The sequence below is a fragment of the Actinosynnema sp. NPDC049800 genome (assembly GCF_040656635.1).
GTDB lineage: Bacteria > Actinomycetota > Actinomycetes > Mycobacteriales > Pseudonocardiaceae > Actinosynnema.
The window spans coordinates 246,920-268,904 of sequence record NZ_JBFAMT010000005.1 but is presented as its reverse complement, the minus strand read 5'-3'; the positions used below and the strand labels follow the sequence as shown (position 1 = coordinate 268,904).

Sequence of the window (21,985 nt, the reverse complement as noted above, 5' to 3'; positions counted from 1 at the left end):
GCTCCTTGCCGCTCGCCCCTACGCCCCCGGCAGCCGGACCGACTGGCCGTGGCGGAAGACGTCGAGCGGGTCGTAGTTCTCCTTGATCTGCTGAAGCCTCGGGTAGTTCTCCTTGTGGTACAGGTCGTGCCACGGCACGCCGGACCGGTTGAACTCCGGGGCGTTCAGGTCGATGTCGGCGTAGTTGACGTAGCAGCCGTCGGTGACGTCGTTCGGCACCGGCGCACCACCCGTGGCGGCGTACACCTCGCCGTAGATGTCCCGCGCCCAGCCGACGTACCGGTCGTCCTCGGCCGGGTCGGTCCAGTACGCGGAGTAGAGCATCTTGAACGCCGCGCCGCGGTGGACCGCGGCGGTGTCGGCGGGGCCGACCGCGGAGATCTCACCGCCGTACGGGGTGAGCTGCACCGTGACGTTCGGGTTGTTGATGTCGTCCCGGGTCAGGTGCGCGTGCAGGGCGTCGAGCTGGCTGTCCGGGAAGTTGCCGACCATGAACGTCGACTTGTACTCGGCCCGGAACGTCGGGTCGGTCACCTGGACGTTGGTCATGCCGAAGAACCGGGTGGCCTGCAGCCAGGGCAGCCTGCGCTGGAAGAAGAACTGCGGCAGCGCGCCGAGGTCGCCCACGGAGGCGGTGAGGGCCTCCGGCTCGACGTTGATGCCCTCGTTCATGTACCGGAAGAACTCGGTCAGCCGCGCCTCGGCGTCCGGCCGGTCGGCGTCGATCTGCGCGATCAGGCCGATCTGCCCGGCGGAGCGGTGGTTGAGGCCCATGAACGCGGCGATGTCGCGGTTCGGGTTGTCCGGCGCGAAGTTCTCCAGGTGCCACTGGGCGTAGTTGCGCGCCAGCCGGCCGAACTCGGCCCGGTCGATGCTCGCCCACGACCAGCCCACGGCGGCGAGGATGACCTCGCGCGGCGGCTGAGGCAGCAGTGCGCGCGGGTCGTCGCCCTTCGCGCCCGGCGTGCGGAACAGGTAGCGCGTGACGACGCCGAAGCTGCCGCCGCCACCGCCGGTGTGCGCCCACCACAGGTCGCGGTTCGGGTCGTGCTCCTCGCGGGTGGCGACCACGATGCGCACCTTGCCGGAGGCGTCCACCACGACGACCTCGACGCCGTAGAGGTGGTCCACGACGAGGCCGAACTGGCGGCCCAGCGTGCCCCAGCCGCCGCCGCTGACGTACCCGCCGATGCCGACGGTCGGGCAGAACCCGGCCGGGACCGTGACGCCCCACTTCTTGTACATCGTCTCGTACATGCGCAGGATCGTGGCCCCGGCCTCGACGGCGACGGCCCGGTGCCTGCGGTCGTAGTAGACCTCGTCCAGCTCGGTCAGGTCGATCACGACCTGCGTCTCGGAGTTGTAGACGAAGTCCTCGAAGCAGTGCCCCCCGGACCGCACGGTGATCCGCTTGCCGTCCCGGACCGCGTCGCGCACGGTCCGCCGGACGTCCTCCGCGGAGGTCACGACCACCACCCGCTCGGGCGCGGCCACCCACCGCTGGTTCACCCCGCGGACGAGGTCCTCGTACTGACGGTCCACGACACCGATCGCGATGTCGTCGGCGGGCGGCGCCACGGCGACCGCCCCTTGTGCCACGTCCTCGATCATGGCAATCCCCATCCCTGGTCGCCCCGGCGATGGCGGCCACCGCCAGGTCCCCCGACCCCATTTGTTCCGACTGCCGTATGTGACCACAGCGGGACGGCAAAAGAATCGGCTTCGGTCAACTCCCCCCATGCCTTCGGTCGACTTGGCACGTTCGGGCAACGCGGCCGCGCACCGCCGGGCTCATCGGCGCTGCTGAGCGCGCTGAACGGGCACGCGAGGACCCCGTCATCGGGTCATCACACCACAGGTGATCGGACCGGGCCCGCCGGTGGCGCGCGTGACTACGGCCGGTCCGGCCGCGGCGGGCGGTCGGTTCGGCGGGCGGGTTCAGCGGCGTTCGAAGACGACCTTCCGGCGCTCGGGGTCGGCCTCCACCAGGCGCACCGCGATCCGCTCGCCTTCCGGCAGGTCCTCGCCCGTGCAGCGGCCCATCACGGGCGGTTGGGCGACGAAGACGTCCGCGCCTCCCCCGTCCGCCCTCAGCACCACCGCCTCGAAGTCCTGGCCCACCCGGTCGGCCAGCACCCACGCCTCGACCTGGTCCAGGCACGCCCGGTCGACCTTGCTCGCCAGCGCGTCCGAGCCGCCCATCAGGCCGGGCAGCAGGGGCAGCGCCTTGGTGAGCCACTCGGGCACGGCCTCACCCGCCGTGACGGCCAGGCACACCTCGGTGGCGAAGCGGTCCACCAGCCGGCGCAGCGGCGCGGTCACGTGCGCGTACGGCGCGGCCAGGCCGGCGTGCGTGGAGACGGCGGGCACCTCGCCGTTGAACGCCGTGTAGCCCGCGCCGCGCAGCAGCCGGGTCGCGTCCACGAACAGCGCCAACGCCTCGGGCCGGCTCGGGTCCAGGCCCGCGAGCAGCCGCGACGGGGTCACACCGTCCGGCCACGGCACGCCCAGCGCGTGCGCGGACCGCCGCAGCGCGTCCACCGCGCCGTCGTCCGCGTCGGGCAGCGTGCGGAGCACACCCACCTTCGCCTCGATCATGATCCGCGCCGCCGACATGCCGGTGAGCAGCGAGATCTCCGCGTTCCAGGAGTCGACGTCGGCGCGCGGCCGGACCGCGAGCTTCCAGTCGCCGTCACCGTTGGGCACGATCTCCTGCTCGGGCAGTTGCAGCTCCACCGCCCCGCGCTCGGCCGCGCGTTCCCGCCGCAACCGGCCGAAGTCGGGCAGCGCCTCGATCGACGGGTGCGGCGTGCCCGCGTCGAACTGCGCCTGCACGCCCTCGTAGTCGAACTGCGCGGTCGAGCGCACCACCGCCCGGCGCACCCGCACCTCGACCGGCTCGCCGTCCGGACCGCACTCGAACGTCCACAGCACCGACGGCCGCGTCTGGCCGGGCAGCAGGCTCGCCGCGCCCTCCGACAGCACGGGCGGGTGCAGCGGCACGTTGCCGTCGGGCAGGTACAGCGTCTGGCCGCGCTTGCGCACCTCGGCGTCCAGCGCGCCGCCGGGCACCACGAACGCGCCCAGGTCGGCGATCGCGTAGTGCACCCGGAAGCCGGACCCAACCCGCTGCACCAGCAGCGCCTGGTCCAGGTCCTTCGCGCCGGGCGGGTCGATGGTCACGAACGGCAGGTCGGTCGCGTCCTCGCGGCCGGCCGGGCCGACGTCGCGCGACACCGCGGCCTGCGCCTCGGCCAGCGCGTCGGCCGGGAACTCCTCGGGCAGGCCGAACTCGGTCCGGATGCCGCCGAAGTCCAGGTCCGCTCGGCCGGTGCGGATCACCACCATGGGGTGCACCCTAAGCCGGCCTCAGCGCTTGCCCCAGTCCTTATCGGCCTTGTCCTCGGCTTTCGTCCGCTCCCGCGCCAGCTCCAGCGCGCGCTGCGCCGTGGCCTCGTCGGGGTAGGGGCCCATGCGGTCACCGCCCCGGCAGCCAACACCGTGCTCGACCGTCTGGTGGGTCAGGCAGTAGTACCAAGCGTTCGGGTCAGAAGCCATGCCACCAGGCTTCCATGCGCCGGAGCGCATGTCATGTTCACCACTGGGGCGGTCGGGGCGCCTGCACGGGCACCGGGCCCGATTGCGGGAACGTCGGCTGCGGCACGACCGGCGGCGGCTGGGGGAAGCCGCGCGGCGGCGTGTTCTGGTTGGCGTTGGCGAACTCGCCCGGGATGGGGTCGAGCACCGACACGAGCACCGTCTTGTGCTCCGGGTCGGCGATCAGCGCGCCGCTGCGGTCCCGGTAGACCAGCTCGCCGTCCGAGTCGATCTCCACGATCGCGCCGACCTCGGCCAGCTGGTCCTCGTCCAGGTCGACCAGCCGTTCCACCCGGGACGGCACCACCCGGTAGACCGGCCAGTTCAGGTGCCCGTACGTGCGGTGGAAGTCGGCGAGCAGGTGCGCCATCTGCTGCTGCCACGGCAGCGGCATGGCCTCGACCAGCGACCGGGGCAGCACCGCGTAGGACTGGTCGGTGCCCGGCGGCCGGGTGTTGAGGTAGTCCCGCGTCGGCGTGCTCGACGCGGGCGGCCCGGCGTGGCGCTGGATGGGTTCGTGGTTGAACACCGTCGTGCCTCCCTACACGCCCGGCCGGACGGCCAGTGGCATCAACTCGTGGTAGTCCCAGTTCACCTTGCTGATCTTGACCACGTCACCGGTCTGCGGCGCGTGGATGTACTCGTCGTTGCCCAGGTACATCGCCACGTGGTGGACGGTGACCGGGTTCGCGGGGTTGGTCGCCCAGAAGATCAGGTCGCCCGCCTTGGCCTCCCGCACGGGCAGGTAGGCACCGCCTGCCATGTACTGGTCGTTCGCCACCCGCGGGATCTTCACGCCCGCCGCCGCGAACGCCTTGACCAGGATGCCGGAGCAGTCCCAGGCGTCCGGGCCGTTGCCGCCCCACAGGTACGGCTCGCCGAGCTGCTGCTTCGTGAACTCGATGGCGGTGCCGGCCGCGTTCGACGCGAGCAGGAAGTCGCCGACGTTCTCACCGCACCCGGCCGGGTCGCTGACGTCGCCTTCCTTGCTGATCAGGAAGGCGGCCATGGCCTCCCAGTTGTGGTACCGGTCGGGGAACGCCGACCGCTCCACGTCCTGGGCCGAGTCGCCGGGCCGCTGCTCCTCCCAGTCCGGCAGCTTGAGCAGCACGTCGTAGAACTTGTTGATCGCGTAGTGGGGGTCGGTGACCTGCTGGGGCGTGCCCCAGCCCATCGACGGGCGCATCTGGAAGATGCCGAGCGAGTCGCGGTCGCCGTAGTCCAGGCTGCGCAGCCCCGACTCGGTCATGCCCGCCTGGATCGCGATCTGCCAGGCCAGCGGCGGCAGCTTGCGGTCGCGGCCGATGGAGATGATGTTGGCGACGGTGGTGCGCTGCTCGTCGGTGAGCCGTTCCGCCTCCCGGCGGCCCTTCTCCTCGCCGCCGCCGCCCCACGGGCCGATCGAGGCGTTGCAGCTCGCCATGCGGATGCCGGCGGCTTCCTCCGAGGGGGTGTTCTCGCTGAGCACGGTGGACACGCCGTTGGTCACGGTCACGGCGACCACGGCCACCACCGCGACGACCACGAGCCCGATCTTGAGCATGGTCACCCCACCTTGGTCCACTCGGTCACGACCCAGCCCTCGGGGAGCTTCGCCACCGTGACGATCAGCTTGCCGTCCTCCAACTTGGCCTCGAACTCCGCCGATTCGGTGAACGACTTGATGGCCTTGACCGGTTCGTCGATCACCGCGGGCACGTTCACCGGGTCGACCGACTCCAGCGCGGGGAACTTCTCGTTCGAGGTGTGCGGCTTGAGGCCGGCCAGCCACTGCTCCTTGGTCGTCTTGCCCGGCTGGTACGCGCTGAACGCGTCGACCCACATGTCGGCGACCAGTTGCGCGTTGGGGTTCACCGGGGCCGAGGTGGGCGCGGCGGTGGGGCTCGGCGCCTTGGTCGGCAGCGCGGTGGAGGTGGCGGTCGGCAGCACGCCGACCTGGTTGCCGCCGCTGCCACCGGTCACGACGGTGGACGTGGTGCCCGCCGTGCCGCCGCCCTGGCGCGGCTTGATCGCGTTCGGGATGACCACGCTGATCGTCGTGACCAGGACCGTCACGCCGACGATCGAGGCCACGAGGTGGCGCGGCGAGCGCAGGGGCCAGCCCCACAGGCGTCGGTACACGGCCGCCCGGCCGCGATTGGTTCGGATCGGCATCAGCTGTCCCTGACCTCGAGCCCGCGTGACGGCCGGTAGATCACGTGGACCTGCCGTCCCGCCACCACTTCCGTCTCGGCGCGGCGCGGCCCCGGCACGGCGGTCGGCGCGTCGAGGACCCGGCCGTTGACGCGCGAGGGCACCAGCACGGCGTCGTCCACGCGGTCGTAGCTCCGGTCGGCGATGGGCGCCGCGTCGACCACCCTGGAGCGCCCGGACGGCAGCGCCGCCGGACCGGCGTACCCGCCACCGGGCAACGCCGGCGCGCCGTTCCCGCCGCTGCCGAGCTCGCCGACGCTGTTCCCGGCCCGGTCCAACCGCTGCGCCGTGGCGGCCACGGGGTTGGCCGCCTCGGGCCGCACCCGCCGCCGGTCGCGCTGCGGCACCTCGGGCCCGTCCGGGTCCGCGTCGCGCACGGTGTCCCAGAACTCCTCCTGCGGGGAGGGGCCTTCCTTCTTCTTGCGCAGCCGCGACAGCACGCCGCCGCGCATCGGCAGCGCGTTGCTGGCCGAGCCGACCGACATCTCCACCATCTGCCACATCCGGCGCAGCGGTTTGCCGACCATGAAGCAGACCAGGGTCAGCATCAGGCCCAGCAGCGCCTTGGTCAGCAGCGTCAGCCCGGTGGCGTTGAAGATCGCCTGGAGCAGCAGCGCGTGCGTGCCCGCCAGCACCGCCAGCACCAGCACGTTGAACACGGTCACGGCGGCCGCGCGGGCGACCTTGCGCAGCAGGTCGTGGTGGATCAGCGCGACGAGGCCGATGAGCGGGCCCGCCAGCGTGAGCACCCGCAGCAGCAGCTGGGCCAGCAGCACGGCGGCCTTCGCGAACAGCTGGAACAGCGAGAACGCGACGGCCTGCAGCAACGACAGGAACCCGGCGCCCGTGCGGCCGCCGTCCTCGCCGCTGAAGTAGCCCTTGGTCGGGCCGAGCTGCGCGTAGATGTTCTTGTACTCGGCCTTCTTGGCGTCGAGCGCGGCCTGGTCGCCGTCCTTGTGGTCGGCGAGCTCCTGCACGGTCCAGGACTGCGCGGCCAGCAGCCGGGAGCCGAAGTCCCTGGCCTGCGGCGCGTCGGGCGTGCCGAACTCGCCGCGCAGCCAGCTCTGGTAGACGACGGTCTGGTGCAGGTCCGACGGGAGCTTGTCCAGGGTGTCCTGGTTCGCGTCCACGTCGATGAACCCGGCTTGGATCTCCGAGGTCTTGGTGACCAGGGTGCTGTCGAGCAGGTTGTAGAACTGCGGCAGCGCCAGGGTCGAGGTCGCCAGCCACATCGCGGCCAGCGCCCACAGCCCGCGCTTGCTGATCGAGGCCAGGTCGCCCTGCCAGATCTGGCGGAACATCAACACCGCCAGGATCAGCGCGACCAGGCCGAACCAGCGCAGGTAGACGTTGTCGTAGACCTTCTGGACGCCGGTCTTCACCGCCTCGTCCAGCGGTTGCAGCAGGCCCTGGCCGACGACCGTGTAGTGCAGGGCGTTCGTCGCGCCGACGATGTTCTTGCCGATGTTGAACAGCTCGTTGCCCATCCAGGTGTCCAGCACCGGGCTGGCGTTGGGCACCAGGCACTTCTCCTGGTAGGTGTGCCAGACCATGCCGGCGTACCCGTGGTTCAGGTACGGCGTCTCCGGCAGGCCGTTGCCGATCGGCGGGTCGATCGCGCCGACCATGCCCGAGCCGGGCCGCTCGGGGTTGGGCGCCTCGCCGCAGGGCGCGGCGCTGGCGGGCGTGGCGCCGATGACCACCTGGAGGCCGACGATCGCGACCACCACGGCCATCGCACGCCACCGGGCGCGCGCCGGTCGGCCGTGCGCCTCGGCGTGCTCTTGAGCGTGTCTGAAACGCCGTCGCGCGTAGAGCGCGACGGCGACCAGCGCCACCAGCAGAAGAGTGCTCATGCGACGCCTTCCCGGCCCGGTCGGCGGTTTCCTCCCTCGCCATGCGCCGAGTCGACCAGCTCGTCGGTCAGGCCGACCTCCAGGTCGGCGGCCAGCTCGTCGTCGTACTCGTCGGTGTACTGCTCCGCATACGCGAACGGGTCCTGCGGCGGGGAGGAGACCTCCACCTCGGTCGACTCCGAGCCCTCGCGCATGGCGTCCGGGGTGGTGTCGAGGGAGTTGCGCAGGTGCTCCAGGTGCGGCCCGGAGAAGTCGATGCGGATCCGCTCCACGCCGCCCGCGCCGTCGCCGAAGATGAACTGCCGCGGCGCGCGGTCGCGTTCGAGGTTGGTGCGCACGCCGCCGGGACGACGGCCCAGTGACGCCACCACCTGCTCGTAGCCCGCCCCGATCGGCACCTTGAGCAGGCGCAGCGCGTCGGACTGGGCCTGGTCGTCGTCCAACCGGCCGACGAACACCGAGTCGAGCAGCGTGACGAAGCCCTGGATCTTCAGGAAGTCCGCCGGGATCTGCGACGACAGCAGCACGCGGACGTTCCACTTGCGCGAGTCGCGCGCGAACCGGTTCATCAGCACGCGACCCGTCGGCACCTCGGACAGGAAGAACGCCTCGTCGATCCAGACGCCCTTGCGCAGGTCCTTCGGCCGCTCGTAGATCGAGCGCTGGGTCAGCCACGCGGCGAGGTTCAGCATCTCTACGCCGAGCGCTTCCGCGTCCGTCCAGTGCTCGCGGCCGACGCCGTCCTTCGGCAGGTTCAACCCCGCCATGGTCAGCACGGTCAGCCGGTCGTCACGCGCCTCGTTGTACGGGTCCAGGTCCTGCTCGGGGATGAGCAGCGACATGCGCTCCCGCATCTCGTCGAGGAAGTCGGCGACGACGACCGCGTGCTCGTGGTGCTCGCTCGCGTCACGCCGCAGCGCCTCGAACACCATGCCGGGGTGCGCGTCGGGCCGGCCGCCGACCGTGCGGACCGCGCGCAGCAGCACGATCCGGGTCTGCGGCAGCCGCGACACCTCGTACGGCAGCAGGCCGGACAGCACGTCCAGCACCAGCCGACGGCGGGTGGCCGCGGCCAGCGCGCGTTCACGCCGCCACGCCCGTTCCGGGTCCTCCTCGTCCAGGAAGTGGTCGAGCTGCGGCTCGGCCACCACCCGGTACGGGTTGAGGATGCCCGCCTGCGCGTTGAGCAGGTTGATCGGCCGGGCGTACGGCTTGAGCTCGGGCAGCTCGCACAGCGCCGCCAGCGGCCCGGACGGGTCCAGCAGCGTCCAGTGCGCCCCGGCGCGCAACGTCTTGTAGACGATGCCGCCGCCGAGGAACGACTTGCCCGCGCCCAGCCCGGCGACCATCGCGGTCAGGCCGGACGAGTCCCGCAGCTCCTGCGCCATCCACGGGTCCCACGCCACCGGGCGGCGGGTCGCGGTCACCGTCTCGCCCAGGAGGATGCCGCGGCGGTCGCCCACCTCGGCCGTGGCGGTGGGGACGGCGGAGGCCGCCCACAGCACCGAGCCGCGGCGCAGGTAGGCCGACGAGGACAGCGGCTCGCCCGGGATGAACTCCCGCGCGATCGCGTACTGAGCCTCGGGGTGCTCGATGGCCACCTTCGGCTTGTAGAGGTCGAGCAGGCCCTGCGCCAGCCGCAGCGCCTCGCGCTCGGTCGGCCCGGACACCGCGAGCCGCCACCAGCTGCGCACCCGCGTGCCCAGCGCGGTGAAGCCCGACGTCATCTCGTCGTCGATCTCCAGCACCCGGGACGCCTGGCGGGCCAGCGACTGCGGCGGGTCCAGCTCGTGCTCGTCGGTGTAGTGGCGCACCTGCGAGCGCACCTTGCTCATCTGCCGCTGCAACTCGCCGGAGACCTCTTCGGGCCGCCGCACGTAGATCCGCGCCGACCACTCGACGGCCGCGGGCAGCCGGTCCGAGCGCTGCACCCACGGGTCGTCCTGCTCGGGGATCTGCAGACCGTGCATCAGGCCGACGGTGAGCACGGCGACGTGCCGCTTGATGCCCGCGTTCGACCCCGTGCGACCGCGCACGGTGACCGTCGGCGAGTACGGCTCCTGGTGGAAGTCCGCCGCGTCGGTGAACGACGCCAGGTCCTCCGGCTCCCACGGCGCGCCGGGCACGGCGGGCAGGTTGCGCGGCGCGGGCAGGCCCAGCGAGCACGACCGGTGCATCAGCCAGGCCATCTCCTCGGCCGTGGCCGGCCTGCCCTCCAGGCCGGCGGAGCCGATCACCTGGTCGAGGTGGTCGATCTCGGACTCGATCGCGACCAGCTCGGCGTCCACCGCGTCCGGGAAGACCTTGCGCAGCACGGGCGCGGCGCGCTCGACCGCGCGGTCCATCATGTTGCGGGTCTGCACCTGGACGCCGAGGTAGACCTCCTTCTCGGCCATCGACCGGCCCATCAGCTGCTGCTGCTCGCCGACCATGTAGTCGTCGAAGCTCAGCGTGCCGGGCGTGTCCGGCAGCCGGCGCACGGCGTTGTGCACGTGCGCCTCGGCCCACATCCGGATCGGGTACGGCCGGTTCGTCACGCGCAGGTGCATCCAGCGGCCCTGCAGCTCGGCGTACTGGCCCGCGATCGCCGCGATCAGGTCCTGGCGCTGCGAGTCCGACCGGAACGACCAGCGCTGCGGCGCGAGCCGGTACCAGGCGTAGACCTCCTGGCCGGTGCGCAGCAGGTGGCCGTCGATGCTGCGGGCCGCGATGGACGGGGTGTAGCTCGGCACGGCCTGCTCGCCCGGCAGGCGGCGACCGCGCTTGCTGTAGACCTTGCGGTCGTCGCGCGCCGCAGCCGCGTGCTGGGCCACGTGCGCAGCGGATCGTCGGTCACGGTCACGCCGGCGTCCGAACACCGCGCACCTCCTTCTGACGGCGGTCTTGCTGCGTGCGGTGCTGGGATCGGGTGGCGGCGCTCGCGCGTTTCGCACCCTTCTTGGGACGTTTGCGCGGGCGGTGCGCGTTGACCCGGATCCGCGCGGCGCTGGCCGCGCCGCCCCGGCCCGCCGTGGTCTCCCGCGGCGCGGTCAGCTCGCGCACCCACATCGCCACCACTGACGACAGCGGGCGCTCGTGGCTGATCCGCGCGCAGATGAACCTGGTCAGGGCGACCGTGATCACGAAGCCCCAGCCGGTGTTGATGACGTCGAAACCGAAGCCGACCTGCCGCTGGACAGCCGTCACCAGCAGGAAGACCACGATGCCGACACCCCACGCGACGTACCGCGCACGCCACGGGAAGGTTGCTTTGGGCGGGCCGAGCCAGACGGCGTCGACCCGGTAGACCTCGTCGTCAGTGCGTACCCGCAAGGGTCACCCGCCGGTGAACAGGCCGGCGATCCACTGGCCGATGTTGGCGCCCGCGTTCGTGGTGACGGCCAGGCCGATGATCGCCAACGCGATGATGACGCCGCCAAGGCGGCGCATGACCCCGGCGTTGTCACCCTTGCCGCCGCCGAGCCAGAGCAGCAGGACCGCGACGGTCAGCAAGAGGAGGGGGACCAGGTTGTCGAGGATCCACTGGCGCACCCCGCCTGTGCCCAAAGCGGGCGGCTGCTGGGCGAGTGTTACCAGGGTCATGGCGGTCATCTCGTACTCCTGAGTACGCAGGACTTCGCCGGGCGGGCCGAGGGGTGCCCGTCCGGTTGGTGCGCTATCGAGTAGAACACGTCTTCGTCACCAGGTGTATCTGGCGATCAGCGGTGCGTAGATCAATAACCGTTCCCCTGGTAGTCGATTACGTCTAATCTGACCACGGACATCATGGATCGGGGGGAGCCGGTGGAGAACCGACGTCCCGGGATTCTCCCGATTGCTGAGATAGTTCACCCGCCTGCGAAGCCCCTGGTCACGCACAGTGTGCAAGACCATCAGCCCACTTCCCGCCGGCCACGACGAATCCCCCGTCCGGCGCAGCGGCGGGCACCCGAACGGTCCGCAGGCCGGAGTGACGACGCCGAGGAGGCTCGCCGATGACCCAGCCGCCCGAGGCCGCGCCCGAACCAGCCGGCGGAGTGAACGAAATCACCGTCTCCGTGGCCGTCTCGGACGATGATCAGGTTACCGGTGGGGACCGGCAAACCGGGCGGCGGGTGCAGCGGACGGTCAACTTCGACCAGGACGTGCTGGAGCGGGCGCGGGCGGCGGCGACCTACCTGGCGGCGTACGAGGCCGAGGCCGGCGTGCGCAGCCTGGCCGACATCGTGAACCCGGCCGTCGAGGCGTACGTGGCCGAGCTGGAGCGCCGCTACAACGGCGGCGCGGCGTTCCGCCCGGTGTTCCGCATGCCGCCCGGCCGCCCGGCCCGCCGCGCCTGACCCGGCCGACGGGAACGCCGACGCGGGACGGGGCCCCTTCCCACCCCCAGGTGAGGAAGGGACCCCGTCCGCCCATCCGTCAGCTCATGCCGGAGATGCGCCAGTAGCCGGACGTCGGCAGGGTGTCCGGGCCGACCGGCCCCCTGTTCCAGAAGTAGTCGTTGAAGTTGGCCACCGCGCCGCCGCCGATCGCGCCCATGGTCGCCCACCGCACCGACGCGGGCTGGGTGTCGATCGACGCCTGCGCCCACGCGTCGCGGACCTTCATCGGCCGGTTCCACCACAGGAACGGCGTCCGCACCAGGTAGTTCGCGAACTTCCCGCCGTGCACGGCGCTGTGGTAGGAGACGGTGTCGAAGCTGTTGATCTGGTGCAGCCCCCGGAACGCCTGGCCCCAGCGCGCCGCCCAGCTCTGCCCGCCGGCCGAGCTCTGCAGGATCGAGCAGGTGAACAGGCTCATCCACTCGACGTCCTTGTTGCCCCAGCGCGCCTCGTCCTTGGACAGGAACGTGTCGGTGTTGCTGCTGCACCCGGCGAAGGAGAAGCCGTTGGGCGAGCCGTGGCCCTGCCAGTAGGTCAGGTCGACGTCGTCGGCGTAGAGGTGGTCCTGGCCGCCGGGGAACACCGGGTCCTTGAAGTCCCGCTCCCACGCGTTGTGGTTGACCCAGCTGAACTGCACCGGCACGCCGGCGGCGGTGAACCGGTTGTTGAACGCGGTGAGGTTGTTCGCCGTCCACGGCAGGCCGGAGCACGGGCCGGTGCCCTCGCTGCCGACGTCGACCCGCCACGTCCACTGCGGGGTGAACGCGCCCTCCTCGCGCGGCGGGTCCACCGGGCCGGGCTCCGGCAGCCGCGCGTCCACGGCCGCGCCGACGATCACCGACTGCACGGCCGCGCCGTCGGAGTTCACGCCGTCGCACCGCAACCCGGGCTCCAGCTTCTCGACCTTCTCGGCCAGCGGCGGCGCCTCGTACACGTAGGACACGCCGGTCGGCCGCACGCTCTGGCCGAACACCTTGGCGCACCGCTCGCGCCCCTCGTCCAGGGTCAGCACCGGCACGCTGCCGACCTTCACCACCTCGCGGGTGGCGTGGGTGAGGCCCGCGACGGCCCCCTGGCCGTCGAACGCGATCCGCAGCTTCGCGCCCGGACCCTCCAGCGGCACGCCGTCGAGGGTGAAGGCGAACGACACCGCGGTGTCCAGCGGCGCGGTGACGACGGCCTTCTGGTTGGCGTCGACGACCTCGAACGTCGTCTGGCCGGCGGTCGGGGTGCCGTTGGCGGGCAGCAGCCCCGCCCCGCGCAGGGATTCGAGGGCGCGCTTGGTGGCGTCCTCGACGGGGATGGCGCGCAAGCGTCTCAGGGACTCGACGTCGAGCGCCGTCCGGGTGGTCTCGCCGCCTTCCTCGTCCGGCTTGCCCGCGCCCAGGTCGAGACCGGGCACGCGCAGGTAGGTCGACTCGTCGGCGAACGCCACCGAGCCGTCCCCGGCGAGCTGGACGTCCTTGAGGCCGAACGCGCGTTGCAGGGCGGCGGCCTGGTCCTGGGTGAGCCCGGTGGACCGGACCGCGTACACCGGCAGTTCGGCGGCGGCCGCGGTGGCGGTGGCGGTGCTCCCCATGATCGCCGCCGCGCCCATCAGCCCGGTGAGCGCGAGCCAGGTGCCGGCTCGCCTCGCGTTGGTGGACATGTGCTTTCCCTCCTCGTGGTACCGCGGGGCAGGGCCCGTGGTCTGCGGGGAGGAAGCGCGCCGGCCGGCGTTGATACCGACAACCACTCGAACGGCGTCATTTGTGTAACGCCCGTGGCACGCAAGGGATGTATAGGCGGGCGCATGGGATTTGCGGTCCGGTGAGGACCAATCGGTGCGCCCGAACGGGCGGAAAGGGGCGGATGAGCCGGCATGTAAGCCGGATTCTGTTCCCGGGCGCCTCGCGGCGGTCCCGTTCGGCGGCCATCCATCTCGGCCTGCCGTTGCCGACAGGCTCGTGCGGCCTACCCGCAGGCATCGGGCGGGCAGCCCTCGAACGCCTGCGCAGGTGCCCTGGGGCACCCTCTTGGCCTTGCTCCGGGTGGGGTTTACCTAGCCGCTCCCGTCACCGGGAGCGCTGGTGGTCTCTTACACCACCGTTTCACCCTTACCCCGACTCGCGCCGGGGCGGTCTGTTCTCTGTGGCACTGTCCCGAGGGTCGCCCCTGGTTGCCGTTGACAACCACCCTGCCCTGTGGAGTCCGGACTTTCCTCGGCGACGGATCCGGGGACCCGTCGACGCGGCCGCCCTGCCGACTCATCCGCGCCACCAGGATACCGGCGGCTTCCCAGGCTGTGGAACCAGGGCGGGAAACCTTGTCGGGTTGTGGGCGTGCTGCTCTACTCGCAACCATGGCAGGAATCGGGGCACTCACCCGCCGCCGGCACGTCGACTTCGGCCGCACCGCCGCCGCGATCTGTTGTCGCTGACCTTTTACCTCGCACTCCGAGCCTTTTTCCGAAAGGTGTCAGCGATCCATGTCCTCCATTCTGATGATTTCCGGCGGTCCGTCGCCGACATCCCGGACCGGCGTCGTCGTCACGCACGTCGAAGGGCTCCTGCGCGCGGCCGGGTACGCGGTGCGCACCCTGCACGTGCGCCAACTGCCGACGTTGCCGCTGCTCACCGAGGACCTGAGGGACCCGGAGATCGGTGACGCGGTCGCCGCGGTGCTGCGCGCGGACGGCATCGTGGTGGCCAGCCCGGTCTACCGAGCGGCTTACAGCGGACTCGTGAAAGCGCTGGTCGACCTGTTGCCGAAGAAAGCATTGCGGGGGCGGGTGATCCTGCCCCTGGCGACCGGCGGCAGCCAGGGATTCCTGGTCGCGATGGACTACGCGCTGAACCCGCTGCTCGCCGGCAAAGGCGCCGATTCGGTGCTGCGCGGCGAATTCGTGCTCGACCCGGACATCGCCGACGGGACCATCGCGCCGAAAGCCGCCGAAGCGATTCGCGACGCGGTGGACCGGTTCACCTCGGCCGTCGAGGACGCCCGGTCCCGGCGCGACGGACGCGCCCGGCTGCGCCCCGCCGGCTAGCCGAGGTGCGACGTGTCGTTGACCAGCCGCACGGAGGCGTGGCCGTCGGGGTAGAACTCGACCACCGACAGCGACGCGAGGTCCAGGTGCAGCCGGAACAGCAGCGACGGGCCGACGTCCAGCGCCATCCGCAGCAGCGACTTGATCGGCGTGACGTGGCTGACCACGACGACGTTCGCGCCGCCGAAGCGGGACACGACGGCGTTGCGCGCCCGCCGGACCCGGTGGTGCACCTGGTCGAAGCTCTCGCCGCCGGGCGCGGGCACGGACGGGTCGCCGAGCCAGCGCCGGTGCACGTCGGGGTCGCGTTCGGCGGCCTCGGTGAAGGTCAGCCCCTCCCACGCGCCGAAGTCGGTCTCGATCAGGTCGTCGTCCCACGACAGCTCGGCGCCGGTTGCCGTCGCCACGGCCAGCGCCGTCTCCCGCGCCCGCCCCAACGGCGACGACACGATCGCGGTCAGGCCCTCGACCTTGGCCAGCCGGCGCGCGGCGGCCTCGGCCTGCCCGCGCCCGACCTCGGTCAGCGGCGGGTTGCCGCGCCCGGAGTAGCGGCGGGCCACCGACAGCTCGGTCTGCCCGTGCCGCAGCAGGTACAGCCGGGTCGGCTCGCCGACCGCGCCGGTCCACGACACCGGTGACTGGGTCGCCGCCGCGTCCGGCCGCCGCGGCTCGGGCTGCTGGGGCTCGGGCTGCTGGGGCTCGGGTTCCTCCGGCCGCGCCTTCCGGGCCACCCCCGACTGCTCGTCCATCGCCCGGTTCGCCAGCCGGTCGGCGCGCTGGTTGCGCTCGCGCGGGATCCACTCGTAGCTCACCCGGTCGAACGCCCGCGCCACCTCGCGGGCCTGCGCGACCAGCGGCTGCATCGACGGGTGCTTGACCTTCCAGCGGCCGGACATCTGCTCGACCACGAGCTTGGAGTCCATCCGCACGGCCACCTCGGACGCGCCGAGCTCGGCCGCCGCCCGCAGGCCCGCGATGAGCCCCTGGTACTCGGCCACGTTGTTGGTGACGACGCCGAGGCCCGCCGACCGCTCGGCCAGCACCGCGCCCGACTCGTCGAGCACGACGGCCCCGTACCCGGCGGGCCCGGGGTTGCCGCGCGAGCCGCCGTCGGCCTCGACGACGACCCTCACAGACCCGATTCCCCGGTGCGCACCATGATCGCGCCGCACTCGTCGCACTGGATGACCTCGTCCGCCGCCGACTCCTTGACCTTGGCGAACGCGTTGCGGTCCAGTTCGATGCGGCACGCGCCGCAGCGCCGCGACTGCAGCAGCGCCGCGCCGATGCCCTTGTGCGCGCGCACCCGGTCGTAGAGCGCCAGCAGCGGCTCGGGGAACTGGCCGGTCATCAGCCCGCGGTCGGCGGTGCGCTTGGTCTCGGTCGACTCCAGGTCGGCCAGCGCGCTGTCGCGACGACGTGCCGCGTCGGACAGGGCCTCCTGCGCCTTGTCCAGCGAGACGCGGGCGTGCTGGATGTCGGCCTCGACGGCCTCGCGGCGTTCCATCAGCTCCAGCAGGTCGTCCTCCAGCGCGCCGCGACGGCGGCCGAGGGTGGCCAGCTCGTGCTCCAGGTCGGTGAGCTGCTTGGCGCCGACGGAGCCGCCTTGGAGCAGCTTGCGGTCGCGCTCCTCGCGGGCCCGGACCTGGTCGATCTCGGTCTCCTGCCGCTTGACCTCGCGGTTGAGGTCGCCCAGGGTCGTCTCGATCGTGGTCAGCGCGTCCTGCTTGGCGCGGAACTGCTTCTCCGCCTCGGCGATCTCCGCGATCTCGGGCAGCGTGCGGCGCCGATGGGTGACGCGCGACAGTTCGGCGTCGACCTGCGCGAGGTCGAGCAGCCTGCGCTGCACGGCGGGATCGGCTTTCACTGAGATCCTCCTGTTCGGCTCGTCACGCCCACGGTCCACGGGTCGGTCCGGCGGGTCGAGACGAGGACCTCGACCGTACCGCCGAACGCGGCGCGCACGATGTGCGCCGCCTGTCCGCACCACGGCTGCTCACTGGCCCAGTGCGCCACGTCGACCAGCGCGGGCCCGCCCGCGGCCAGGTGCTCGCCCGCCGGGTGGTGGCGCAGGTCCGCGGTCACGTAGGCGTCCACGCCCGCGCGCGCCGCCGCGGCCAGGTAGCTGTCGCCCGCGCCGCCGCACACCGCGACCCGCCGGATCGGCCGGTCCGGGTCGCCGGCCGCGCGCACGCCCCACGCCGTCGCGGGCAGGGCTTCGGCGACGCGCCGGGCGAAGTCGCGCAGCGGTTCGGGCCGGTCGAGCTCGCCGATCCGGCCGATGCCGGTGGCGGGGTCGGCGTCTGCCGGCTCCAGCGGGCCGGTGACGCGCAGCCCGAGGGCCTCGGCGAGGGCGTCGGAGACGCCGGGGTTGGCCACGTCGGCGTTCGTGTGCGCGGTGTAGAGGGCGACGCCGGCGCGGATGAGCCGGTGGACCAGCCCGCCCTTCGGGTCGTCGGCCGGCACGCCCGTGACGCCGCGCAGCATCAGCGGGTGGTGCGCCACGATCAGCTGCGCGCCCGCGGCCAGCGCCTCGTCCACAGTGGACTCGACCGGGTCGACGCAGAACAGCGCCCTCGACACGGGTTCGGCGCGGTCGCCGCAGACGAGGCCGACGGCGTCCCACGACTCGGCGGTCGCGGGCGGGTAGGCGGCCTCCAGGACGTCCAGCACGTCCCCGAGCGTGGTCACAGCTCCTCCAGCACGACTCGCAGCGCGTCCGCCAGCAGGGCGAACTCCTCGGGCGCGCGGACCGCCACCCGGAGGTGGTCGGCGGTCAGGCCGGGGAACGTGTCGCCGCGCCGCACCGCGATCCCCTTGTCCCGCAACCCCTCCCGCACCCGCGGCCCGTGCGGCACGCGCAGCAGCACGAACGGCGCGTCCGGCGGCACGACCACCAGGTCGCCGAGCAGCGCGACGGCGTGCGCGGTGTGCTCCCGGGCCTCCCGCGCCAGCGCCTCGGCCTCCGCCACGGCCGACGGCTCGCAGCACGCCGTGACGGCCTCCAGCACCAGGCTGCCCACCGGCCACTGCGGTCGGGGCAGCGCGAGCCGGGCCAGCAGGTCCGGCGCGCCGAGCAGGTAGCCCGCGCGCAGGCCCGCCAGGCCCCAGGTCTTCGTCAGGCTGCGCAGCACCAGCAGCCCGGGCACGTCGGCGCGACCGGCCAGCGACTCGGGCTCGCCGGGCACGGCGTCGGCGAACGCCTCGTCCACCACCAGCACCCGGCCGGGCCTGCTCAGCGACGCCACGACCTCCGCCGGGTGCAGCACGGACGTCGGGTTGGTCGGGTTGCCCAGCACCACCAGGTCGGCCTCGTCGGGCACGAGGTCGGCGCGCAGCCCGTAGCCGTCCTCGGGCCACAGCTGCACCCGCTGCACGGGCACGCCCGCGTCGCGCAACGCCACCTCGGGCTCGGTGAACGACGGGTGGACCACGGCGGCCAGGCCGGGGTGCAGGTTCGGCAGCAGCGCGAAGCCCTCGGCGGCGCCGTTGAGGATCAGCACCTCGTCCGGCGTGCGCCCGTGCCGCGCGGCGACGGCGGCGCGGGCGCGTTCGTCGGCGGCGGCGGCCGGGTAGGCGCCGAGGCCGTCGAGCGCGGCGACCAGCCGGTCGCGCAGCCACGCGGGCGGCGCGGGCGTCCGCACGTTCACCGCGAAGTCCGCGAGCCCGGGTGCGGCGTCGACGTCCCCGTGGTGGCGCAGCAGCGCCCGGCCGGAATCCTGGCTGGTCATCGCCGCGAGTCTAGGCGATCAGCGCCGTCACCCGATCTGGGAGGCGGCCCAGTCCAGGTAGGCGCCCGGCAGCTCGCGCAGGATGCCGAGGGCCTCGGACTCGGGCAGGTCCGGCAGCGCGCGCACCGCCTGCCCGGCCAGCGACGTGCAGTGCGCGAGGGTGTCGGCGACCAGGCTCGTCTGCCGCAGCTGCGCCAGCAGCCCGGTCAGCTCCGCGTCGGTCAGCTCACGGCCGCGGCGCGCGAGCAGGGCGCGCTGGTCCTCGGTCAACGCGCGCAGCAGCGGGAACGTGTAGACGCCCTGGCGGAGGTCGTTGCCGACCGGCTTGCCGAGCCGCTGCGAGGTGGACGCCAGGTCCAGCAGGTCGTCGAGGACCTGGAACATCAGCCCGAACAGCGCGCCGAAGCGGGCCATCGCGTCGGTGGTCGCCTCGTCGGCGTCGGCGCAGTGCGCGGCCAGCACGCAGCCGACCTCGAACAACGCGCCCGTCTTCAGCTCGATGGACCGCAGGGCGTTCTCCGGGCTGCGGTGCGCGTCGTAGAGGTCGACGACCTCCAGCACCTGGCCCTCGACCAGGTCCGTCACGGCCTGGGCGAGCCTGCTCGCGGCGAACGGCGAGATCCGGTCGAGCGCGGCCTGGCTGGCGCGGGCCAGCATGAAGTCGCCGACCAGCACGGCGGGGCCCGTGCCCCAGTCCGCGTTGACCGTGCGCACGCCGCGCCGTTCCTCGGCGTTGTCCATCAGGTCGTCGTGCACCAGCGAGCCGGCGTGCAGCAGCTCGACGCAGGCGGCGGCGGTGACCGCCTTGTCGGTGATGCGACCGGACACGGCCAGCGACCCGGCCAGGACCAGCACCGAGCGCAACCGCTTGCCGCCGGCCGCGGTGATGCGGCCGGAGAAGGTGTTGACGATCGGCAGGGACGACGACGTCGCCAAGGCCCGGATCTCGTCCTCGACCCTCGGCAGCGCCCGGGCGAGCGCCGGCATGGTCGGCATGGTCGACTGCGCTTCGTTCGACTGCACTGTGGACACACGGTGATCGTCGCTCGCGGCGCCTGAGAGCCCGCTGAGACCGCCGCCCGACCGCCGCCGAACGCCGCGCTCAGAGCACCGAGATGGCGACCGCGAAGCAGAGCACGGCAAGGCTGAGCACCAGGTGGACGAGCGAGGGCACCTCGGGCCGGCCGCCGGGGCACCGCACCGGCTCGCTCACCACCGGGAGCCTGCCTCTCGCGGCGTCGGCCGCGGCCACCGGCCGGACGACGCGGTCCTCGAGTGCGACGCCCGTTCCGAATAGGACGGACGAACCCGCCGCAGCACGCATGTGCGAGTCATCGACTTTCCTTCCCGACACATTCCCCACGCCTTTGGCGTCGGAATCGCGGGTCGACCCGTTACTCGTTATCACGCTTTCGCAGACTCTCTTCCACCGCTGACAGCAGCCGGGCCCGGTCCTGCCGGGCCAGCCGCCTCCGTTCCCGCTCACGCACCCATGCTCGCACGTCGTCGGCACCCAGGCCGACCGCTTCCCGGTAGAAATCCTCCTCGAACCACCACCACACCCGAATGCCGTACCGGGCAATGCGCACGGGCTGTTCCCGACGCAACACGTCGAGTGACGAAAAATCGGCGACCAGCACCGGAGGACATCCCGTGCCGACGAAGAAATGCCTTTTCCGGAACCCGAATCGGCGGTGGGTGAAGAATCCGGCGTTCGGGTCGGGCGCCGGTCCGCCGGGCGAGGTCACGGGCCGTGGTCGGGCGAACGCGGGCGTCTCCGGCCACGACCGGCGGCGCACCGCCACCACCGCCCCGGCGGTCGCCAGGACCACGAGCACCACGACGACACCGACCACGACCCCGGACATGCCCAAGACCCCCAAAGCGAGCGGTCGCGGAGCGCTCCACCTGGCAGACTCCCCTGCCGTGACGCTGACCGTCTCGTTCATCTGCACCGGCAACATCTGCCGTTCCCCCGTGGCCGCGATCATATTCCGCGAGCACCTGCGCCGGGCCGGCCTGGGTGATCTTGTGGAGGTGACCAGCGCGGGCACCGGCGGGTGGCACGTCGGCGACCCGGCCGACCCCCGGGCGGCGAAGTCGTTGGCCGACAACGGCTACCCGACCGAGCACAGCGCCGCCCAGGTCGACGACAACCACCTCGACGCGGACCTGCTGGTGGCGTTGGACAGCGGGCACGCGCGGGCGCTGCGGCGGCTGGTCGGCGACCCGGAGCGGGTCCGGCTGCTGCGCTCGTTCGACCCCGACGCGGACGGCGTGGACGTGCCCGACCCGTACTACGGCGACAAGGCGGGCTTCGACCGCGTGGTGGAGATGGTGGAGGCCGCGGTCCCGGGCCTGCTGACGTGGGTGCGCGAACGCCTGTGACACCGGCGGAGGCGGCGGCGGAGCTGACCGGGGTGCCGGCCACCGGGGTCCGGCGGCTCGGCGGGACCGTGTGGGAGGTCGACCTCGCCGACGGCGACCTGGTGGTCGTGAAGCGGCACGACGAGCCGGACGCGGCGCTGGCGGAGGCCGCTTCACTGGAGTGGCTGGCCGAGCCCGTGGGCCCGCCGGTGCCGCGGGTGCGCGGCCACGGCGGGCAGTGGCTGGTGATGGACCAGGTGGAACGCGGCCGGCCGTCGCCCGCGGCCGCCGAGGAGTTCGGCCGCCGCCTCGCCGCGCTGCACGCGACCGGAGCCCCGGCGTTCGGGGCGCCGCCGCCGGGCGGGCCGACCGAGGCGTCGATCGGCCTCGCGCCGATGCGCAACGTCCCGTCCGACGACTGGGCCGAGTGGTTCGCCGTGCACCGGATCGCCCGCTACGCCCGGCTCGCGGTGGACGCGGGCGCGTTGACCGCCGCCGAGGCCCGGACCATCGAGGGCGTGCGGGTCGAGGCTCCGGACGAACCGCCCGCCCGCCTGCACGGCGACCTGTGGAACGGCAACGTGCACTGGGCCGCCGACGGCCGCGCCTGGCTGATCGACCCGGCCGCCCACGGCGGCCACCGGGAGAGCGACCTGGCCATGCTCGCCCTGTTCGGCTGCCCCCACCTGGACCGCGTGCTCGCCGCCTACGACGAGGCCGCGCCGCTGGCCGACGGGTGGCGCGAACGGGTGCCGCTGCACCAGCTGTTCCCGGTGCTCGTGCACGCCGTGCTGTTCGGCCGCGGCTACGCCCAACAGGCCTTGTCGGCCGCGCGATCGCTGCCAGGATGAC

Annotated in this window: 21 protein-coding genes and 1 other RNA gene; 4 read left to right on the top strand and 18 right to left on the bottom strand. The window is 72.7% G+C overall.

Features of this window, described 5'->3' with window-relative positions; genetic code table 11:
• Positions 1-18: 18 nt before the first annotated feature.
• The 10 genes from AB0I91_RS09890 to AB0I91_RS09845 form a co-directional block, all read right to left on the bottom strand.
• A complete protein-coding gene (locus AB0I91_RS09890) occupies positions 19-1,611 on the bottom strand; it encodes an FAD-binding oxidoreductase (protein ID WP_499636333.1) in 1,593 nt (530 codons plus the stop codon).
• A gap of 327 nt (positions 1,612-1,938) precedes the next feature.
• On the bottom strand, positions 1,939-3,348 hold the full coding sequence (locus tag AB0I91_RS09885; RefSeq protein ID WP_498774558.1) for an RNB domain-containing ribonuclease: 1,410 nt from the start codon (positions 3,346-3,348) through the stop codon (positions 1,939-1,941).
• Positions 3,349-3,369: 21 nt separating this feature from the next.
• A complete protein-coding gene (locus tag AB0I91_RS09880; RefSeq protein ID WP_157621353.1) occupies positions 3,370-3,558 on the bottom strand; it encodes a hypothetical protein in 189 nt (62 codons plus the stop codon).
• 37 nt (positions 3,559-3,595) lie between these two features.
• Positions 3,596-4,126: a hypothetical protein gene (locus tag AB0I91_RS09875; RefSeq protein ID WP_498774556.1), complete on the bottom strand. Its 531-nt coding sequence runs from the start codon at positions 4,124-4,126 to the stop codon at positions 3,596-3,598.
• Between the two features lie 12 nt (positions 4,127-4,138).
• The gene (locus tag AB0I91_RS09870; RefSeq protein ID WP_498774554.1) at positions 4,139-5,140 is read right to left on the bottom strand and encodes a C40 family peptidase; all 1,002 of its coding nucleotides are present in this window, start codon (positions 5,138-5,140) and stop codon (positions 4,139-4,141) included.
• A 2-nt stretch (positions 5,141-5,142) separates the two neighbouring features.
• Positions 5,143-5,751, bottom strand: coding sequence for a hypothetical protein (locus AB0I91_RS09865; protein WP_499610074.1), 609 nt, complete (start codon positions 5,749-5,751; stop codon positions 5,143-5,145).
• Positions 5,751-7,646 carry a hypothetical protein gene (locus AB0I91_RS09860; RefSeq protein WP_499636331.1) on the bottom strand — a complete coding sequence of 632 codons (1,896 nt, stop codon included), beginning with the start codon at positions 7,644-7,646 and terminating at the stop codon, positions 5,751-5,753. Before AB0I91_RS09860 ends, AB0I91_RS09865 begins: the two co-directional genes overlap by 1 nt.
• Complete coding sequence (locus tag AB0I91_RS09855) at positions 7,643-10,459, bottom strand: ATP-binding protein (RefSeq protein WP_498774548.1); 2,817 nt, start codon at positions 10,457-10,459, stop codon at positions 7,643-7,645. The genes AB0I91_RS09860 and AB0I91_RS09855 overlap by 4 nt, the downstream gene beginning before the upstream one ends.
• A gap of 25 nt (positions 10,460-10,484) precedes the next feature.
• A complete protein-coding gene (locus tag AB0I91_RS09850) occupies positions 10,485-10,958 on the bottom strand; it encodes a hypothetical protein (RefSeq protein ID WP_498774546.1) in 474 nt (157 codons plus the stop codon).
• A gap of 3 nt (positions 10,959-10,961) precedes the next feature.
• The gene (locus AB0I91_RS09845; protein WP_053721548.1) at positions 10,962-11,237 is read right to left on the bottom strand and encodes a hypothetical protein; all 276 of its coding nucleotides are present in this window, start codon (positions 11,235-11,237) and stop codon (positions 10,962-10,964) included.
• 503 nt (positions 11,238-11,740) lie between these two features.
• Between AB0I91_RS09845 and AB0I91_RS09840 the strand changes: the two genes are divergently transcribed.
• The gene (locus AB0I91_RS09840) at positions 11,741-11,965 is read left to right on the top strand and encodes a ParB family protein (RefSeq protein ID WP_498774543.1); all 225 of its coding nucleotides are present in this window, start codon (positions 11,741-11,743) and stop codon (positions 11,963-11,965) included.
• 79 nt (positions 11,966-12,044) lie between these two features.
• Here the strand turns inward: AB0I91_RS09840 and AB0I91_RS09835 are convergent, their stop codons facing one another.
• Together AB0I91_RS09835 and rnpB are read right to left on the bottom strand one after the other, a co-directional pair.
• Positions 12,045-13,655: a DUF6345 domain-containing protein gene (locus tag AB0I91_RS09835; RefSeq protein ID WP_499636329.1), complete on the bottom strand. Its 1,611-nt coding sequence runs from the start codon at positions 13,653-13,655 to the stop codon at positions 12,045-12,047.
• 200 nt (positions 13,656-13,855) lie between these two features.
• Positions 13,856-14,256: RNase P RNA component class A (gene rnpB / locus AB0I91_RS09830), an RNA gene on the bottom strand.
• A 218-nt stretch (positions 14,257-14,474) separates the two neighbouring features.
• On the opposite strand from rnpB, the gene AB0I91_RS09825 reads away from it, so the two are divergent.
• Complete coding sequence (locus AB0I91_RS09825; protein WP_498774539.1) at positions 14,475-15,035, top strand: NAD(P)H-dependent oxidoreductase; 561 nt, start codon at positions 14,475-14,477, stop codon at positions 15,033-15,035.
• Here the strand turns inward: AB0I91_RS09825 and AB0I91_RS09820 are convergent.
• The 6 genes from AB0I91_RS09820 to AB0I91_RS09795 all read right to left on the bottom strand — a co-directional run bounded on the left by AB0I91_RS09820 (position 15,032) and on the right by AB0I91_RS09795 (position 20,634).
• Complete coding sequence (locus AB0I91_RS09820) at positions 15,032-16,168, bottom strand: bifunctional RNase H/acid phosphatase (RefSeq protein WP_498774537.1); 1,137 nt, start codon at positions 16,166-16,168, stop codon at positions 15,032-15,034. The genes AB0I91_RS09825 and AB0I91_RS09820 overlap by 4 nt on opposite strands.
• Entirely contained in the window at positions 16,165-16,902 is a 738-nt protein-coding gene (locus tag AB0I91_RS09815; RefSeq protein WP_498774535.1) for a zinc ribbon domain-containing protein, read from the bottom strand. The genes AB0I91_RS09820 and AB0I91_RS09815 overlap by 4 nt, the downstream gene beginning before the upstream one ends.
• Positions 16,899-17,726 carry a Nif3-like dinuclear metal center hexameric protein gene (locus AB0I91_RS09810; protein ID WP_498774533.1) on the bottom strand — a complete coding sequence of 276 codons (828 nt, stop codon included), beginning with the start codon at positions 17,724-17,726 and terminating at the stop codon, positions 16,899-16,901. Before AB0I91_RS09810 ends, AB0I91_RS09815 begins: the two co-directional genes overlap by 4 nt.
• The gene (gene cobC, locus AB0I91_RS09805; protein WP_498774531.1) at positions 17,723-18,766 is read right to left on the bottom strand and encodes an Rv2231c family histidinol phosphate aminotransferase CobC; all 1,044 of its coding nucleotides are present in this window, start codon (positions 18,764-18,766) and stop codon (positions 17,723-17,725) included. Before cobC ends, AB0I91_RS09810 begins: the two co-directional genes overlap by 4 nt.
• Positions 18,767-18,793: 27 nt before the next feature.
• Complete coding sequence (locus tag AB0I91_RS09800; RefSeq protein ID WP_498774529.1) at positions 18,794-19,798, bottom strand: polyprenyl synthetase family protein; 1,005 nt, start codon at positions 19,796-19,798, stop codon at positions 18,794-18,796.
• Positions 19,799-20,160: 362 nt separating this feature from the next.
• Positions 20,161-20,634 (bottom strand): hypothetical protein, encoded by a 474-nt coding sequence (locus AB0I91_RS09795; protein WP_498774527.1) that lies wholly within the window; start codon positions 20,632-20,634, stop codon positions 20,161-20,163.
• Between the two features lie 64 nt (positions 20,635-20,698).
• Between AB0I91_RS09795 and AB0I91_RS09790 the strand changes: the two genes are divergently transcribed.
• Positions 20,699-21,154 carry a low molecular weight protein-tyrosine-phosphatase gene (locus AB0I91_RS09790; RefSeq protein WP_498774652.1) on the top strand — a complete coding sequence of 152 codons (456 nt, stop codon included), beginning with the start codon at positions 20,699-20,701 and terminating at the stop codon, positions 21,152-21,154.
• Positions 21,151-21,984: a fructosamine kinase family protein gene (locus AB0I91_RS09785; RefSeq protein WP_499636327.1), complete on the top strand. Its 834-nt coding sequence runs from the start codon at positions 21,151-21,153 to the stop codon at positions 21,982-21,984. The genes AB0I91_RS09790 and AB0I91_RS09785 overlap by 4 nt, the downstream gene beginning before the upstream one ends.
• The last annotated feature ends 1 nt before the right edge of the window (position 21,985 follow it).